Origin of the sequence: Pseudomonas sp. SK, from assembly GCF_012975065.1 — a bacterium.
Taxonomy (GTDB): Bacteria; Pseudomonadota; Gammaproteobacteria; order Pseudomonadales; family Pseudomonadaceae; genus Aquipseudomonas; species Aquipseudomonas anuradhapurensis.
In genome coordinates this window covers 4,507,966-4,523,812 of sequence record NZ_CP051857.1, presented here as the reverse complement: position 1 = coordinate 4,523,812, position 15,847 = coordinate 4,507,966, and the positions used below count along the sequence as shown (strand labels likewise).

12 protein-coding genes are annotated in these 15,847 nt (G+C 64.4%); 8 read left to right on the top strand and 4 right to left on the bottom strand.

The window, feature by feature from the left end; genetic code table 11:
• Nucleotides 1–272: 272 nt before the first annotated feature.
• From HG549_RS20660 to pcaC, 8 genes are all read left to right on the top strand, one after another.
• Nucleotides 273–1,619 carry an MFS transporter gene (locus tag HG549_RS20660; protein WP_170032244.1) on the top strand — a complete coding sequence of 449 codons (1,347 nt, stop codon included), beginning with the start codon at nucleotides 273–275 and terminating at the stop codon, nucleotides 1,617–1,619.
• 228 nt (nucleotides 1,620–1,847) lie between these two features.
• Nucleotides 1,848–2,708: a CoA transferase subunit A gene (locus HG549_RS20655; RefSeq protein WP_170032241.1), complete on the top strand. Its 861-nt coding sequence runs from the start codon at nucleotides 1,848–1,850 to the stop codon at nucleotides 2,706–2,708.
• A complete protein-coding gene (locus tag HG549_RS20650) occupies nucleotides 2,705–3,484 on the top strand; it encodes a CoA-transferase subunit beta (RefSeq protein ID WP_170032238.1) in 780 nt (259 codons plus the stop codon). The genes HG549_RS20655 and HG549_RS20650 overlap by 4 nt, the downstream gene beginning before the upstream one ends.
• A complete protein-coding gene (gene pcaF / locus HG549_RS20645; RefSeq protein WP_170034269.1) occupies nucleotides 3,481–4,686 on the top strand; it encodes a 3-oxoadipyl-CoA thiolase in 1,206 nt (401 codons plus the stop codon). The genes HG549_RS20650 and pcaF overlap by 4 nt, the downstream gene beginning before the upstream one ends.
• A gap of 173 nt (nucleotides 4,687–4,859) precedes the next feature.
• Nucleotides 4,860–6,149 (top strand): MFS family transporter, encoded by a 1,290-nt coding sequence (locus tag HG549_RS20640; protein WP_170032235.1) that lies wholly within the window; start codon nucleotides 4,860–4,862, stop codon nucleotides 6,147–6,149.
• Between the two features lie 9 nt (nucleotides 6,150–6,158).
• Entirely contained in the window at nucleotides 6,159–7,511 is a 1,353-nt protein-coding gene (locus HG549_RS20635; protein ID WP_170032232.1) for a 3-carboxy-cis,cis-muconate cycloisomerase, read from the top strand.
• Between the two features lie 11 nt (nucleotides 7,512–7,522).
• Nucleotides 7,523–8,314 carry a 3-oxoadipate enol-lactonase gene (gene pcaD, locus HG549_RS20630; RefSeq protein WP_170032229.1) on the top strand — a complete coding sequence of 264 codons (792 nt, stop codon included), beginning with the start codon at nucleotides 7,523–7,525 and terminating at the stop codon, nucleotides 8,312–8,314.
• 10 nt (nucleotides 8,315–8,324) lie between these two features.
• On the top strand, nucleotides 8,325–8,717 hold the full coding sequence (gene pcaC / locus HG549_RS20625) for a 4-carboxymuconolactone decarboxylase (protein WP_170032225.1): 393 nt from the start codon (nucleotides 8,325–8,327) through the stop codon (nucleotides 8,715–8,717).
• A 199-nt stretch (nucleotides 8,718–8,916) separates the two neighbouring features.
• Here the strand turns inward: pcaC and HG549_RS20620 are convergent, their stop codons facing one another.
• From HG549_RS20620 to ttgB, 4 genes are all read right to left on the bottom strand, one after another.
• Nucleotides 8,917–9,429, bottom strand: coding sequence for a DUF962 domain-containing protein (locus HG549_RS20620; RefSeq protein ID WP_170032222.1), 513 nt, complete (start codon nucleotides 9,427–9,429; stop codon nucleotides 8,917–8,919).
• Nucleotides 9,430–9,630: 201 nt separating this feature from the next.
• Entirely contained in the window at nucleotides 9,631–10,884 is a 1,254-nt protein-coding gene (locus HG549_RS20615; RefSeq protein WP_170032219.1) for an OprD family porin, read from the bottom strand.
• A gap of 358 nt (nucleotides 10,885–11,242) precedes the next feature.
• Complete coding sequence (locus tag HG549_RS20610; RefSeq protein WP_170032216.1) at nucleotides 11,243–12,697, bottom strand: AdeC/AdeK/OprM family multidrug efflux complex outer membrane factor; 1,455 nt, start codon at nucleotides 12,695–12,697, stop codon at nucleotides 11,243–11,245.
• On the bottom strand, nucleotides 12,694–15,846 hold the full coding sequence (ttgB, locus tag HG549_RS20605) for a multidrug efflux RND transporter permease subunit TtgB (protein ID WP_170032214.1): 3,153 nt from the start codon (nucleotides 15,844–15,846) through the stop codon (nucleotides 12,694–12,696). Before ttgB ends, HG549_RS20610 begins: the two co-directional genes overlap by 4 nt.
• Between the last annotated feature and the right edge of the window lies 1 nt (nucleotide 15,847).

Below are 15,847 nucleotides of genomic sequence, written 5' to 3'. Positions count from 1 at the left end.
CCTGTGCGATAAACGCACAGTGTCGTTCGCGGCGAATTGCTTCACCTCCGCCCGCTGATTAATGTCTCTCGCAGCGGTCGGCCGTGCTGACCGAACAAGAAAAATACAAGAGGCACTTAGCAATGAATACTGTCCCTTCGCTGGCGCGGCCGCACCCGCGCGCAGTCCCGTTGTATCCAGGCTGACGCAAGCCGCTTTATTGCAATGATTGCCTTCTGTGCCGGTTTACCGTGTGCAGTGGCGTGGCTGTGCCCTCATTCTGGATAACAATAATGAACCAAGTGCAATCCAACGTCGGCAAAAGCCTCGACGTCCAGTCGTTCATCAACCAGCAGCCGCTGTCCCGCTATCAATGGCGGGTGGTGCTGCTGTGCTTCCTGATCGTCTTCCTCGATGGCCTGGACACCGCGGCCATGGGCTTCATTGCCCCGGCCCTGTCGCAGGAATGGGGGATCGACCGGGCCAGCCTCGGCCCGGTCATGAGTGCCGCATTGATCGGCATGGTGTTCGGCGCCCTGGGCTCCGGCCCGCTGGCCGATCGGTTTGGCCGCAAGGGCGTACTGGTCGGGGCGGTGCTGGTGTTTGGCGGCTTCAGCCTGGCATCGGCCTACGCCACCAACGTCGACCAGTTGCTGGTGCTGCGTTTCCTGACCGGCCTGGGCCTTGGCGCGGGCATGCCCAACGCCACCACGCTGCTTTCCGAATACACGCCCGAGCGTCTCAAGTCGCTGCTGGTAACCAGCATGTTCTGCGGCTTCAACCTTGGCATGGCCGGTGGTGGCTTCATTTCCGCCAAGATGATCCCGGCCTACGGTTGGCATAGCCTGCTGGTGATCGGTGGTGTGCTGCCGTTGCTGCTGGCGCTGGTGCTCATAGCCTGGCTGCCGGAGTCGGCGCGGTTCCTGGTGGTGCGCAACCGCGGCACCGACAAGGTGCGCAAGACCTTGTCGCCGATCGCCCCGCAGGTGGTGGCCGAGGCGGGCAGCTTCAGCGTGCCGGAACAAAAGGCGGTGGCCGCACGCAACGTGTTTGCGGTGATCTTCTCCGGCACCTATGGCCTGGGCACCGTGCTGTTGTGGCTGACCTACTTCATGGGCCTGGTCATCGTCTATCTGCTGACCAGCTGGTTGCCGACGCTGATGCGCGACAGCGGCGCGAGCATGGAGCAAGCTGCTTTCATCGGCGCGCTGTTCCAGTTCGGTGGCGTGCTGAGCGCGGTCGGTGTGGGTTGGGCCATGGACCGCTTCAACCCGCACAAGGTGATCGGCATTTTCTACCTGCTGGCAGGGGTGTTTGCCTACGCCGTGGGGCAGAGCCTGGGCAACATCACCCTATTGGCTACCCTGGTGCTGGTTGCCGGCATGTGTGTGAACGGGGCGCAGTCGGCCATGCCGTCGCTGGCGGCGCGCTTCTACCCCACGCAGGGCCGGGCCACGGGGGTTTCGTGGATGCTGGGCATCGGCCGTTTCGGGGCGATTCTCGGGGCCTGGAGTGGCGCGACGCTGCTGGGCCTGGGCTGGAGTTTCGAGCAGGTACTGACGGCACTGCTGGTACCGGCAGGGTTGGCGACCATTGGTGTGATCGTGAAAGGTTTGGTGAGCCACGCTGACGCGACCTGATGTGACGGCCTGATCGCCGGCAAACCGGCTCCCACACGAGTGCGCCGACCGCCGTACCTGTGGCAGCTGGCTTGCCGGCGAAGGGGCCGCTACCGGTAACGAAAGGAGATAGGTAGGGATGCAATAATTGGTTCGATAATCGCACAAATAGTCGATTATCGGATTGTCAGCCCCCCGCGAGCCTCCTTAATCTGAGCTTACCGAAGCATCCTGACCAGGAGTCTCCAAATGGCCGCAATTCTCTCGCTTCACGAGGCCGTGAAGCAGTTCATCCAGGATGGCGATACCGTCGCCCTGGAAGGTTTCACCCACCTGATCCCGACCGCCGCTGGCCACGAAATCATCCGCCAGGGCAAGCGCGACCTGACCCTGGTGCGCATGACCCCCGACCTGATCTACGACCAGCTGATCGGTGCCGGTTGCGCCAGCAAGCTGATTTTCTCCTGGGGCGGCAACCCGGGTGTCGGTTCGCTGCACCGCCTGCGGGATGCCGTCGAAAAGCAATGGCCACATGCCATCGAGATTGAAGAACACAGCCACGCCGACCTGGCCAACGCATATGTTGCCGGTGCCTCCGGCCTGCCCTTCGCGGTGCTGCGTGCCTACGCCGGTTCCGATCTGCCGAAGGTCAACCCGCTGATCAAGAGCGTTACCTGCCCGTTCACCGGTGAAGTGCTGGCGGCGGTACCGTCGGTGCGCCCGGACGTGACCGTGATCCACGCGCAGAAGGCGGACCGCAAGGGCAACGTGCTGCTGTGGGGGATTCTCGGTGTGCAGAAGGAAGCTGCCCTGGCCGCCAAGCGTTGCATCGTCACCGTCGAGGAAATTGTCGACGACCTGCAGGCACCGATGAACGCCTGCGTGCTACCGACCTGGGCCCTGAGCGCAGTGTGCCTGGTGCCGGGTGGGGCACACCCGTCCTACGCTCACGGCTACTACGAGCGTGACAACCGCTTCTACCAGGCGTGGGACCCGATCGCCCGTAGCCGCGAATCGTTCACCGCCTGGATCGACACCTACATCCGCGGCACTGCCGATTTCAACGAATTCAAGGCCAGGCTGGCCAGCACTGCGGAGGCCGCACAATGAGCTACTCCACTTCCGAAATGATGACCGTCGCCGCAGCCCGGCGCCTGCGCAATGGTGCAGTGTGCTTCGTCGGCATCGGCTTGCCATCCAAGGCCGCCAACCTGGCGCGCCTGACCTCGTCGCCTGACGTGGTATTGATCTACGAATCCGGCCCGATCGGCGCCAAGCCAAGCGTGCTGCCGCTGTCGATCGGCGACGGCGAGCTGGCCGAGACTGCCGATACCGTGGTGCCGACCGGCGAGATCTTCCGCTACTGGCTGCAGGGTGGGCGCATCGATGTCGGTTTCCTGGGCGCCGCGCAGGTCGACCGCTTCGGCAACATCAATACCACCGTGGTCGGTGACTACCACGCCCCGAAAACCCGCCTGCCGGGTGCCGGCGGCGCACCGGAGATCGCCGGTTCCGCCAAGCAGGTGCTGATCATCCTCAAGCAGTCTCCGCGTGCCTTCGTCGACAAGCTGGATTTCATCACCTCGGTCGGCCACGGTGAAGGCGGCGACTCGCGCAAGCGTCTGGGCCTGCCAGGCGACGGCCCGGTCGGCATCATCACCGACCTGTGCATCATGGAGCCGGAAGCCGGCACCAACGAGTTCGTGGTCACCGCCATCCACCCAGGTGTGAGCCGTGAGCAGATCATCGCTGCCACTGGCTGGGCGATCCGCTTTGCCGACGATGTGCAGAGCACCGCCGAACCCACCGAAGTCGAGCTGTCCGCCCTGCGCGACCTCGAAGCCCGTACCGCCGCGGCGCATGGCCAGGCGGCAGGAGAAGCCTGATGCGCGACGTATTCATCTGTGATGCCATTCGTACCCCGATCGGCCGCTTCGGTGGCGCGCTGGCTGGCGTGCGTGCCGATGACCTGGCCGCCGTGCCGCTGAAGGCGCTGATCGAGCGCAACCCGAGCGTGCAATGGGAACAGCTCGACGAGGTGTTCTTCGGCTGCGCCAACCAGGCCGGTGAAGACAACCGCAACGTGGCGCGCATGGCCCTGTTGCTGGCCGGCCTGCCGCACAGCATCCCCGGCGTCACCCTGAACCGCCTGTGCGCTTCGGGCATGGATGCCATCGGCACCGCCTTCCGCGCCATCGCCAGCGGTGAAATGGAGCTGGCGATTGCCGGCGGCGTCGAGTCGATGTCGCGTGCCCCGTTCGTCATGGGCAAGGCCGAGAGCGGCTACTCGCGCAACATGAAGCTCGAAGACACCACCATTGGCTGGCGTTTCGTCAACCCGCTGATGAAGAGCCAGTACGGTGTGGATTCGATGCCGGAAACCGCCGACAACGTGGCTGACGATTACCAGGTTTCGCGCGCCGACCAGGACGCCTTCGCCCTGCGCAGCCAGCACAAGGCCGCCGCTGCCCAGGCCGCCGGGTTCTTTGCCGAAGAGATCGTGCCGGTGCGTATCGCCCACAAGAAGGGCGAAACCGTTGTCGAGCACGACGAACACCTGCGCCCGGAGACGACCCTGGAAGCCCTGGCCAGGCTCAAGCCGGTCAATGGCCCGGACAAGACCGTCACCGCTGGCAACGCTTCGGGTGTGAATGATGGCGCTGCGGCGCTGATCCTGGCATCGGCCGAGGCGGTGCACAAGCACGGCCTGACCCCACGTGCCCGGGTCCTGGGCATGGCCAGCGCCGGGGTCGCGCCGCGGGTGATGGGCATCGGCCCGGTGCCGGCGGTGCGCAAGCTGACCGAGCGCCTGGGGCTGGCAGTGCAGGATTTCGATGTGATCGAGCTTAACGAAGCCTTTGCCAGCCAGGGTCTGGCAGTGCTGCGTGAACTGGGCGTGGCCGACGATGCGCCACAAGTGAACCCCAACGGTGGCGCGATCGCCCTGGGCCACCCGCTGGGCATGAGCGGTGCGCGCCTGGTGCTGACGGCGTTGCACCAGCTGGAGAAGAGCGGTGGGCGCAAAGGCCTGGCGACCATGTGTGTGGGCGTTGGGCAAGGGTTGGCGTTGGCCATCGAGCGGGTTTGACCTGTACCGGCTTCTTCGCGGGCATGCCTGCTCTCACAGGGGAACCACGCCTCCTGCTGTGGGGGCGGGCATGCCGGCGAAGAGGCCGAACCTTAGACACAAGGCCAAGGCGGAACGAGCGTGTTACCAGGTGTGTCTAGAATTACCTGCGACCTTCCAGGAGTAAACTCACCATGACCTCAACCTATTACACCGGCGAAGAACGCGGCAAACGCATCTTCGCTATCGTTGGTGCCTCTTCAGGCAACCTGGTGGAATGGTTCGACTTCTACGTCTACGCTTTCTGCGCCATCTACTTTGCCCCGGCTTTCTTTCCCTCCGACGACCCTACCGTGCAGTTGCTGAACACGGCGGGCGTGTTTGCCGCAGGCTTTCTGATGCGCCCCATTGGTGGCTGGATCTTCGGCCGCCTCGCTGACCGCCATGGTCGCAAGAATTCCCTGATGATCTCGGTGCTGATGATGTGCTTCGGCTCGCTGATGATCGCCTGCCTGCCCACCTATGCCAGCATCGGCACCTGGGCCCCGGCATTGCTGTTGCTGGCCCGCCTGATCCAGGGCCTGTCGGTAGGCGGCGAGTACGGCACCACCGCCACCTACATGAGCGAAGTGGCCCTGCGCGGCCAGCGTGGTTTCTTCGCATCGTTCCAGTACGTCACCCTGATCGGCGGCCAGTTGCTGGCGGTGCTGGTGGTGGTGATCCTGCAGCAGTTGCTCACCGAGGACGAGCTGCGCGCCTGGGGCTGGCGCATTCCGTTCGTGGTGGGTGCCATCGCCGCGCTGATCTCGCTGATGCTGCGCCGCTCGCTGCACGAGACCAGCAGCGCCGAAGTCCGTCAAAGCAAGGAAGCCGGCACCATCAAGGGCCTGTTCAGCAACCACGCGGCGGCCTTCATCACCGTGCTCGGCTATACCGCCGGCGGCTCGCTGATCTTCTACACCTTCACCACCTACATGCAGAAATACCTGGTGAACACCGCCGGCATGACAGCGAAGAACGCCAGCTACGTGATGACCGGTGCGTTGTTCCTGTTCATGGTGCTGCAGCCGTTCTTCGGCATGCTCTCCGACCGCATCGGCCGGCGCAATTCGATGCTGCTGTTCGGCGCCCTGGGCACATTGTTCACGGTGCCGCTGCTGATGGCGTTGAAAACCGTGACCAGCCCGTTCATGGCCTTCGTGCTGATTACCCTGGCGCTGTGTATCGTCAGTTTCTACACCTCGATCAGCGGCCTGGTGAAGGCCGAGATGTTCCCGCCGCAGGTGCGCGCGTTGGGTGTGGGCCTGGCCTATGCGGTGGCCAACGCGGCGTTCGGCGGTTCGGCCGAATACGTGGCCCTGGGCCTGAAGACCCTGGGCATGGAAAACACTTTCTACTGGTACGTGACGGCGATGATGGCGATAGCCTTCCTGTTCAGCCTGCGCCTGCCGAGGCAGGCAGCGTACCTGCACCACGATGATTAAGGACGTGGCATGACCAACCAACTGTTCGACGCCTACTTCACCGCGCCGGCCATGCGCGAGATATTCTCCGATCGCGGCCGGCTGCAAGGCATGCTCGATTTCGAAGCGGCGCTGGCCCGTGCCGAAGCTGCAGCCGGGCTGGTCCCGCACAGCGCCGTCGCCGCCATCGAGGCGGCCTGCCACGCCGAACGCTATGAAGTGCGTGCGCTGGCCGACGCGATTGCCACCGCTGGCAACTCGGCAATCCCGCTGGTGAAGGCGTTGGGCAAGGTGATTGCCAGTGGCGTGCCCGAGGCCGAGCGCTACGTACACCTCGGCGCCACCAGCCAGGATGCGATGGATACCGGCCTGGTCCTGCAGCTGCGCGCAGCCCTCGACCTGATCGAGGCCGACCTGGCCAGGCTCGCCGATACCCTGTCGCACCAGGCCTTGCAGCACGCCGATACGCCGCTGGTGGGGCGCACCTGGCTGCAGCATGCCACCCCGGTGACCCTGGGTATGAAACTGGCAGGTGTGCTGGGCGCCTTGACCCGCCACCGACAACGCCTGCAGGAACTGCGCCCACGCCTGCTGGTGCTGCAGTTCGGTGGCGCCTCGGGTAGCCTGGCAGCCCTCGGCAGCAAGGCAATGCCGGTGGCCGAAGCCTTGGCCGCTCAGCTCAAGCTGACCTTGCCCGAGCAACCCTGGCATACCCAGCGCGACCGCCTGGTGGAGTTCGCCTCGGTGCTGGGCCTGGTTGCCGGCAGCCTGGGCAAGTTTGGCCGCGATGTCAGCCTGCTGATGCAGACCGAGGCGGGGGAGCTGTTCGAGCCTTCCGCGCCAGGCAAGGGCGGTTCCTCGACCATGCCGCACAAGCGCAACCCGGTGGGTGCCGCTGTGCTGATCGGTGCGGCGACGCGCGTGCCGGGCCTGGTCTCGACGCTGTTTGCCGCCATGCCCCAGGAGCACGAGCGCAGCCTTGGCCTGTGGCATGCCGAATGGGAAACCCTGCCAGACATCTGCTGCCTGGTCTCCGGTGCGTTGCGCCAGGCCCAGGTGATTGCCGAGGGCATGCAAGTGGATGCCGCGCGCATGCGCGCCAACCTCGACCTGACCCAGGGGCTGGTACTGGCCGAGGCAGTGAGCATCGTCCTCGCCCAGCGGGTGGGCCGCGACCGCGCCCACCACCTGCTGGAGCAATGCTGCCAGCGCGCCGTGGCCGAGCGGCGTCACTTGCGTGCGGTGCTGGGCGACGAACCGCAGGTCAGTGCCGAACTGTCTGGCGAAGAACTCGATCGCCTGCTCGACCCTGCCCATTACCTGGGCCAGGCCCGCGTCTGGGTGGCCCGCGCCGTATCTGAACATCAACGTTTTACTGCCTGAAGGAGACCGCTGTGGCGCACTTGCAATTGGCCGATGGCGTTTTGAACTACCAGCTCGATGGCCCGGAAAACGCCCCGGTGCTGGTCCTGTCCAACTCGTTGGGCACCGACCTGGGCATGTGGGACACGCAGATCCCGCTGTGGAGCCAGCACCTGCGGGTGCTGCGCTATGACACCCGTGGCCACGGCGCATCGCTGGTCACGCAGGGCCCATACACCATTGCACAGCTGGGCCGAGACGTATTGGCCCTGCTCGACGGCCTGGACATCGCCAAGGCGCACTTCGTCGGCCTGTCGATGGGCGGCCTGATCGGCCAGTGGCTGGGCATCAATGCCGGCCAGCGCCTGCACAGCCTGACGCTGTGCAACACCGCCGCCAAGATTGCCAACGACGAGGTGTGGAACAGCCGGATCGACACCGTGCTCAAGGGTGGCCAGCAGGCCATGGTCGACCTGCGCGACGCCTCCATCGCCCGCTGGTTCACCCCGGGGTTTGCCCAGGCCCAGCCAGCCCAGGCCCAGCGCATCTGCCAGATGCTCGCGCAGACCAGCCCGCAAGGGTATGCCAGCAACTGCGCGGCTGTGCGCGATGCCGACTACCGCGAGCAACTGGGCCGTATCCAGGTACCAACGCTGATCGTGGCCGGTAGCGAAGACGTGGTGACCACCCCTGAACACGGTCGCTTCATGCAGGCTGCGATCGAAGCTGCCGAATACGTCGACTTCCCGGCTGCGCACCTGTCCAACGTCGAGGTCGGCGAGCCGTTCAGCCGCCGTGTGCTCGACTTCCTGCTGGCTCATTGAGGATATCGGCATGGACGAGAAACAACGTTACGACGCCGGCATGCAGGTACGCCGGGCAGTGCTTGGCGATGCCCATGTGGACCGCAGCCTGGACAAGCTCAACGATTTCAATGGCGAGTTCCAGGAAATGATCACCCGCCACGCCTGGGGTGACATCTGGACTCGCCCGGGCCTGCCGCGCCATACGCGCAGCCTGATCACCATCGCCATGCTGATCGGCATGAACCGCAACGACGAGCTGAAGCTGCACCTGCGTGCGGCAGCCAACAACGGCGTGACCCGCGACGAAATCAAGGAAGTGCTGATGCAGAGTGCGATCTATTGCGGCATTCCGGCGGCCAATGCCACCTTCCACCTGGCCGAGTCGGTGTGGGATGAGCTGGGGGTGGAATCACGTAGCTGACTCCTGCGCGGTTGAGCTGCGCCCCGGATGTTGGGCACCTGTCCATCATCAGGGGCGCCGATCAGCTATCTGTAGGAGCGGCCTTGCGTCGCGATGGGCCGCAAAGCGGCCCCAGGATCTCAGCTTCGCAACCGCATCCCAGCTTCGCAGCCAATACCGCCGGGGCCGCTTTGCGGCCCATCGCGACGCAAGGCCGCTCCTACAACGAGCGCGCCACAACCGGGCCTGCGTTGCGCTCCACGGCCTGCTTCAGGGCCGGGCACAGGCCCAGCATGAACGCCGCTTCCGCCACCACGAACAGCGGCCCGATGATCAAGCCGCTGATGTCGTCGACAAACGCCGGTTTGCGGCCTTCGTAGTAATGGCCGACGAACTGGATGATCCAGCCCAGCACGAACGCTGCAAGCCCGCTGCCGAGCCACAGCGCCGTGGACTGTACTGCCAGCACCTGGCCGACCCACAGGCAAAGCCCCAGCAGCACGCCCATCACCAGCCCGAAGCGCAGGTCCAGGCGCAGGTAGAACCATACCGCGGCTGCCGCTGCCAGCATCGCCGGAGACAGCCACAGGCCGGCCACGTCCCAGCCAGGGCGTGACAGCAGGATGGTGACTGCCAGTACGATCAAGGGAATGCCCACGAAGTGGGTGGCGATGTTGCGTGGGTCGCGGTGGTAGCTGGCGTATTGGCTCAGGTGGTCGACGAGGTTCTTCATGTTGTGCCTCCCTGGTTTGCCGGATCGGGGTGAATTGCCGGCACCGGCCTGTTCTAACAGGGTTCGCTGGAAACCTCGTGGCAGCGGGGGTTAGCCGCGAAGCGGCCGGTGCAGCAACCGATATAGCTCAGGATAGACCGCTGTCACCACCATCATCAGCCAGGCGAATGGCAGTGGCCCGCACTGCCGTATCCAGCCTGTTCAAAGCAGGTTCAGCGGGTAACTTACAATCAACCGGTTCTCATCGAACGCGTTGGTGCTGAAGTCGCGGCGCATGGTGGAGTTGCGCCACTTCAGCGACAGGTCCTTGAAGCTGCCCGACTGCACCACATAGGCCAGTTCGGTTTCCCGTGCCCATTCCTTGCCGTCGTCCACGGCGCCTGCGGTGACGTTGTCACCCTTGATGTAGCGGTTCATCAGGGTCAGGCCGGGTACGCCGACGGTGGCGAAGTTGAAGTCGTAGCGTACCTGCCAGGAGCGCTCCTTGGCATTGTCGAAGCTGGAGTTGTAGCTGTCGTTGGCCAAGGTGCCGCCGCTGGTGCCGTTGACCCGCATCCAGGCGTTGTCGCCGCTGACCTTTTGCAGGCCGACATAGAAGGTGTGGCCTTGGTAGCGTGCCGAAAGCAGCGCCGAGGCGGTGCGGTTGTCCAGTTCGCCGGCGCGTTCGGCGCCGTCTTCCTTGCCGGTGAAGTAGCCCAGGTTGGCGCCCAGGGTCCAATCGCCCAGCGGCTGGCTGTGCACCAGGTTGAGGTACTGCTGACGGTAGATGTCCTTGAGCTGCGCATCCCACAGGCCAATCATGGTGCGCTTGTCGTTGAAGGTGTACTCGCCACCGGCAAAGTTGAAGCGGTCGGAGGTGAACGCCGCCTTGCCGTTCAGCGACATGTCTTCCATGCTGGCGTCGTTGCGCGGGCTGTTGCCGCGGAACTGGCCGGCGTACAGGGTCAGGCCGGCGATTTCCTTCGAGGTCAGCTGGCCACCGCGGAAGGTCTGCGGCAACGAGCGGCCGTCGTCCGAGCGCAGGATCGGCAGTACCGGCATCCATTCGCCGACCTTCAGCTCGGTTTCGGACAGCCTGGCTTTCAGCGCCACGCCCAGGCGGCCGAAGTCATCGGCAGGGCGGCCATCGTCGTGCACCGGCAACAGGTGGGTGTTGGTGGTGCCTTTGCCGCCGTCGAGCTTGACCGAGTACAGGCCCAATACGTCCATGCCGAAACCGACGGCACCCTGGGTGAAACCGGAGCGGGCGTCGAGGATGAAGCTTTGCGTCCATTCCTCGGCCTTGGCCTGCGGGTGGGCCGGGTCGACGAAGTTGCGGTTGATATAGAAGTTGCGCAGGTTGAGGGTGGCCTTGGCGTCTTCCATGAAGCCACCCTCGGCGGCGAACAGCGGGAAGGCGCAGGACATGGCCAACAGGCCTGGCAGCAGCTGGCGTGCGGGTTGCAAAGTGCTCATCTGTCGTCGATCTCTTGTTTTTATGGGCGAGCCGGTGTGCTGCAGGATGCGGCCTGCAGGTGCGGGTCTGTGGGATGAACCGGGGCAACGTTGCGTGGCGAGGATGGTGCGGGGTGGGGCGGGGGTGAGGCAATTCGCCACAAACGGAAACGGGCGATAATCGAACGGAATGTTCCGGTTGGTTAATTGTTTTCCTGTGCAGGCCTCTTCGCGGGCTCGCCCGCTCCCACAGGATTACCACAGCCTGTGAAACGGTGGTGATTCTGTGGCAGCGGGCGAGCCCGCGAAGAGGCCAGAGCAGGCAACAGAAAACAAAAAGCCCACCGCGAGGGTGGGCTTGATGCGGTTGCTGTCTCGATCAGCCTTGCGGTGCTTCCACCGAGGCCTGCTGGTTGGCCTGCCCGGTCTGCTCGTACCAGCCACCGCCAAGCGCCTTGTACAGGTTGACCTCGCTGGTCAGCTGCGAAAGGCGGTCGCCGATCAGGGCTTGCTGGGCGCTGAACAGGTTGCGCTGAGCATCGAGGAAGGTCAGGTTGCTGTCGATACCGATACGGTAGCGGCGTTCGGCCAGGCGGTAGTAATCCTGGTTCGCCTGCACCAGGTCGCGTTGCGCCTGCAGCTGCTCTTCGAAGGTCTTGCGCGCCGCCAGGCCATCGGAGACTTCCTGGAAGGCCGTCTGGATGGTTTTCTCGTACTTGGCGACGTTGATGTCCTTCTGGATCTTCGAGTAGTCCAGGCTGGCCTTCAGGCTGCCGGCGTTGAAGATCGGCAGGTTGATCTGCGGCTGGAACAGCCAGGTGCCTTGCCCACCCGAGAACAGGTGACCCATGTCCGGGCTCAGGCTGCCGGCATTGGCGGTCAGGCTGATGCTCGGGAAGAACGCTGCACGGGCGGCGCCGATGTTGGCGTTGGCGGCCTTGAGCAGGTGTTCGGCCTCCTGGATGTCCGGGCGCCGCTGGAGGATGTCCGAAGGCAGGCCGGCCGGTACTTCGGCCAGCTGGTCGGCATTGAGCTCCAGTGGTTTGGGCAGGTCGGCGGGGATGCCGGTGCCCAGCAGCACGGTCAGGCTGTTGACGTCCTGGGCGACCAGGCGCTGGTACTGCGAGTACTTGACCCGGGCGCCTTCCACGGCGGTGCGCGCCTGGCTGACATCGAGTGCCGAGGCGACGCCGACTTCATTGCTGCGACGGGTGAGGTTGTAGCTTTCCTCGTAGGTCTTCAGCGTTTCTTCGGTCAGCTTGAACAGCGCCTGGTCGGCCTGCCAGGTGTAGTAGGCGTTGGCCACGCTGGCCACCAGGCTGATCTGCGTGGAGCGCCGCGCCTGTTCGCTGGACAGGTAGGTTTCCAGGGCCTGCTCGGTCAGGCTGCGTACGCGGCCGAACAGGTCCAGCTCGTAGGCACTCACGCCGAGGGTGGCCGAATACTGGCTGCTGATGCCGGCTTCACCGGTTTGCGACATGTTCGCCGGCACCCGTTGGCGGCTGCCGCTGCCGTTGGCCGAAACCGCCGGGAACAGGTCGGCCCGCTGGATGCGGTACTGCGCGCGATAGGCGTCGATGTTCAGTGCCGCCACGCGCAGGTCGCGGTTGTTCACCAGCGCGGTCTGGATCAGCTGCTGCAGCGCCGGGTCATGGAAGAACTGGCGCCAGCCCTGTTCGGCAGCGGCAACGTCCGCCGACTGGGTCGGCGAATAGGCAGGGCCTTGCGGCCACTGCGCGGCCACCGGCGATTCCGGGGTCTGGTAGTCAGGGATCAGCGAGCAGCCGCCGAGAATGAAAGCGGTTACCGCCAGGGACAACAAAGACTTGGTCATTGCCCAGCCTCATAACGTGGAGTTTCAGGGGTGGCGTCCTGTTCCGGCTGTTTGCTGCCGAACAGCGACGACACTGCGACGAAGAACAGCGGTACCCAGAAGATAGCCAGTACGGTCGCACTGATCATGCCGCCGATCACACCGGTGCCGATGGCGTGCTGGCTGCCGGCGCCGGCGCCACTGGCGATGGTCAACGGTACCACGCCGAGGATGAACGCCAGCGAGGTCATGATGATCGGGCGCAGACGCATGCGGCATGCCTCGATCGCTGCGTCGTACAGGCTGCGGCCTTGTTCGTGCAATTCCTTGGCGAATTCGACGATCAGAATGGCGTTTTTCGCCGCCAGGCCGATGGTGGTCAACAGGCCGACCAGGAAGTACACGTCGTTGGACAACCCGCGCAGGTTGGTGGCGATCAGTGCACCGATGATGCCCAACGGCACGACCAGCACCACGGCGATCGGGATCGACCAGCTTTCATACAGGGCTGCCAGGCACAGGAACACGAACAGTACCGAAAGGGCGAACAGCGCCGGCATCTGCGAACCGGAGAGCTTTTCCTCGTAGGACATGCCGGTCCACGAGTAGCCGATACCGCTAGGCAGTTCGCCGGCGATGCGCTCGACTTCGGCCATGGCTTCACCGGTACTGTAGCCAGGTGCCGGTGCACCCAGGATTTCCATCGCTTCGACGCCGTTGTAACGCGACAGCTTGGGCGAGCCGTAGGTCCATTCGCCCTTGGCGAAGGAGGAGAACGGCACCATTTCGCCGGCGCCATTGCGCACGTACCACTTCTGCAGGTCTTCCGGGCTCATCCGCGCGTTCGGTTCGCCCTGGATGTACACCTTCTTGACCCGGCCACGGTCGATGAAGTCGTTGACGTAGCTGGCACCCAGGGCAATCGACAGGGTGTTGTTGATGTCGGCGATGGTCACGCCCAGGGCGCTGGCACGTTCGTCATCAATGGTCAGCTGGTACTGCGGCTCGTCGTTCAGGCCGTTCGGGCGCACGGCGCTGAGGATCTTGCTCTGCGCGGCCTTGGCCAGGAACTGGTTGCGCGCTTCCATCAGCTTGGCATGGCCGACACCGCCACGGTCCTGCAGGAACACGTCGAAACCGGTGGCGTTACCCAGTTCCAGCACTGCAGGCGGGGCGAAGGCGAACACCATCGCATCGCGGAAGGTGAAGAAATGCTGCTGGGCACGTTGGGCCAGGGCGAACACGCTGTTTTCCTTGGAGCGTTCATCCCACGGCTTGAGCATGATGAATGCCATGCCCGAGCTCTGGCCGCGGCCAGCGAAGTTGAAGCCGTTGACGGTGAACACCGACGCCACGGTGTCGGCTTCGTCCTTCAGCAGGTACTCACGCATCTGGTCGACCACCACCTGGGTGCGTTCAGCACTGGAGCCAGCCGGGGTCTGTACCTGGGCGAACAGCACGCCCTGGTCTTCTTCCGGCAGGAACGCGGTAGGGATGCGGGCGAACAGCCAGATCATGCCGACCACGATCAGGGCGTAGGCCAGCAGGAACGGCGCCTTGTTGCGCAGGATGGCACCTACGCTGCGCTCGTAGCCGGTAACGCTGCGGTCGAAGTTGCGGTTGAACCAGCCAAAGAAGCCGCGCTTGGCCACATGGTGCTCGCCCTTCTTCAGCGGCTTGAGCATGGTGGCGCACAGGGCCGGGGTGAAGATCAGCGCCACCAGCACCGACAGGCCCATGGCCGAGACGATGGTGATCGAGAACTGCCGGTAGATCACGCCGGTGGAGCCGCCGAAGAACGCCATGGGCAGCAGTACTGCCGACAGCACCAGGGCGATACCCACCAGGGCACCCTGGATCTGCTCCATCGAGCGCTTGGTCGCTTCCTTGGGCGGCAAGCCTTCCTCGGACATCACCCGCTCGACGTTTTCCACCACGACGATGGCATCGTCGACCAGCAAGCCGATGGCCAGCACCATGGCGAACATGGTCAGCGTGTTGATGCTGAAGCCTGCTGCGGCGAGGATGCCGAAGGTACCCAGCAATACCACCGGGACGGTCATGGTGGTGATGATGGTGGCGCGGAAGTTCTGCAGGAACAGGTACATCACCAGGAACACCAGGACCACGGCTTCGATCAGGGTGTGGATCACGCCGCTGATCGACTCGGTGACCACCGGGGTGGTGTCATACGGGAATACCGCTTTTACCCCAGGCGGGAAGAACGGTTCCAGGTCGGCGATGGTCTTGCGCAGGGCCTTGGCGGTGTCCAGGGCGTTGGCGCCGGTGGCCAGCTTTACCGCAAGACCGGAGGCCGGCTTGCCGTTGAACTGGGCGCTGACTGCATAGTTTTCGCCGCCCAGGCCAACCTGGGCGACGTCACCCAGGCGCACCTGCGAGCCGTCGCTGTTGACCTTGAGCAGGATCTTCTCGAACTGCTCGGCAGTCTGCAGGCGGGTCTTGCCGATGATGGTGGCGTTCAGCTGGGTACCCGGCATGGCAGGCAGGCCGCCGAGCTGGCCGGAAGACACCTGCACGTTCTGCGCGGCCACCGCGGTCTTGACGTCGACCGGGGTCAGCTGGAACTTGTTCAGCTTGGCCGGATCGAGCCAGATACGCATGGCGTACTGCGCACCGAACACCTGGAAGTCACCCACACCCGCAGTACGCGAAATCGGGTCCTGCATGTTGGAGACGATGTAGTTGGCCAGGTCGTCCTTGGACATGCTGCCGTCTTCGGACACCAGGCCGATCACCAGCAGGAAGTTCTTCACTGCCTTGGTGACACGAATACCTTGCTGCTGCACTTCCTGCGGCAACAGCGGGGTAGCCAGGTTCAGCTTGTTCTGTACCTGCACCTGCGCGGTGTCGGGGTTGGTGCCCTGCTCGAAGGTAGCGGTAATGGTCATGCTGCCGTCGGAGTTGCTTTCCGACGACACATAACGCAGGTGGTCGATACCGTTGAGCTGCTGCTCGATCACCTGTACCACGGTGTCCTGCACGGTTTGCGCCGAGGCGCCCGGGTAGGTCACGGCGATGGCGATGGCCGGCGGCGCGATGCTGGGGTACTGGTTGATCGGCAGCTTCAGGATCGACAAGGCGCCGACCAGCATGATCACCAAGGCGATCACCCAGGCGAAGATCGGGCGATCGATAAAGAACTTCGACATG

Bases quoted from the DNA above. Each gene is read 5' to 3' on its own strand.
- ttgB (WP_170032214.1), bottom strand. From the start codon at position 15,846: ATGTCGAAGTTCTTTATCGATCGCCCGATCTTCGCCTGGGTGATCGCC.
- HG549_RS20620 (WP_170032222.1), bottom strand. From the start codon at position 9,429: ATGAAGAACCTCGTCGACCACCTGAGCCAATACGCCAGCTACCACCGC.
- HG549_RS20650 (WP_170032238.1), top strand. From the start codon at position 2,705: ATGAGCTACTCCACTTCCGAAATGATGACCGTCGCCGCAGCCCGGCGC.
- HG549_RS20655 (WP_170032241.1), top strand. From the start codon at position 1,848: ATGGCCGCAATTCTCTCGCTTCACGAGGCCGTGAAGCAGTTCATCCAG.
- HG549_RS20640 (WP_170032235.1), top strand. From the start codon at position 4,860: ATGACCTCAACCTATTACACCGGCGAAGAACGCGGCAAACGCATCTTC.
- HG549_RS20635 (WP_170032232.1), top strand. From the start codon at position 6,159: ATGACCAACCAACTGTTCGACGCCTACTTCACCGCGCCGGCCATGCGC.
- HG549_RS20615 (WP_170032219.1), bottom strand. From the start codon at position 10,884: ATGAGCACTTTGCAACCCGCACGCCAGCTGCTGCCAGGCCTGTTGGCC.
- HG549_RS20610 (WP_170032216.1), bottom strand. From the start codon at position 12,697: ATGACCAAGTCTTTGTTGTCCCTGGCGGTAACCGCTTTCATTCTCGGC.
- pcaC (WP_170032225.1), top strand. From the start codon at position 8,325: ATGGACGAGAAACAACGTTACGACGCCGGCATGCAGGTACGCCGGGCA.
- HG549_RS20660 (WP_170032244.1), top strand. From the start codon at position 273: ATGAACCAAGTGCAATCCAACGTCGGCAAAAGCCTCGACGTCCAGTCG.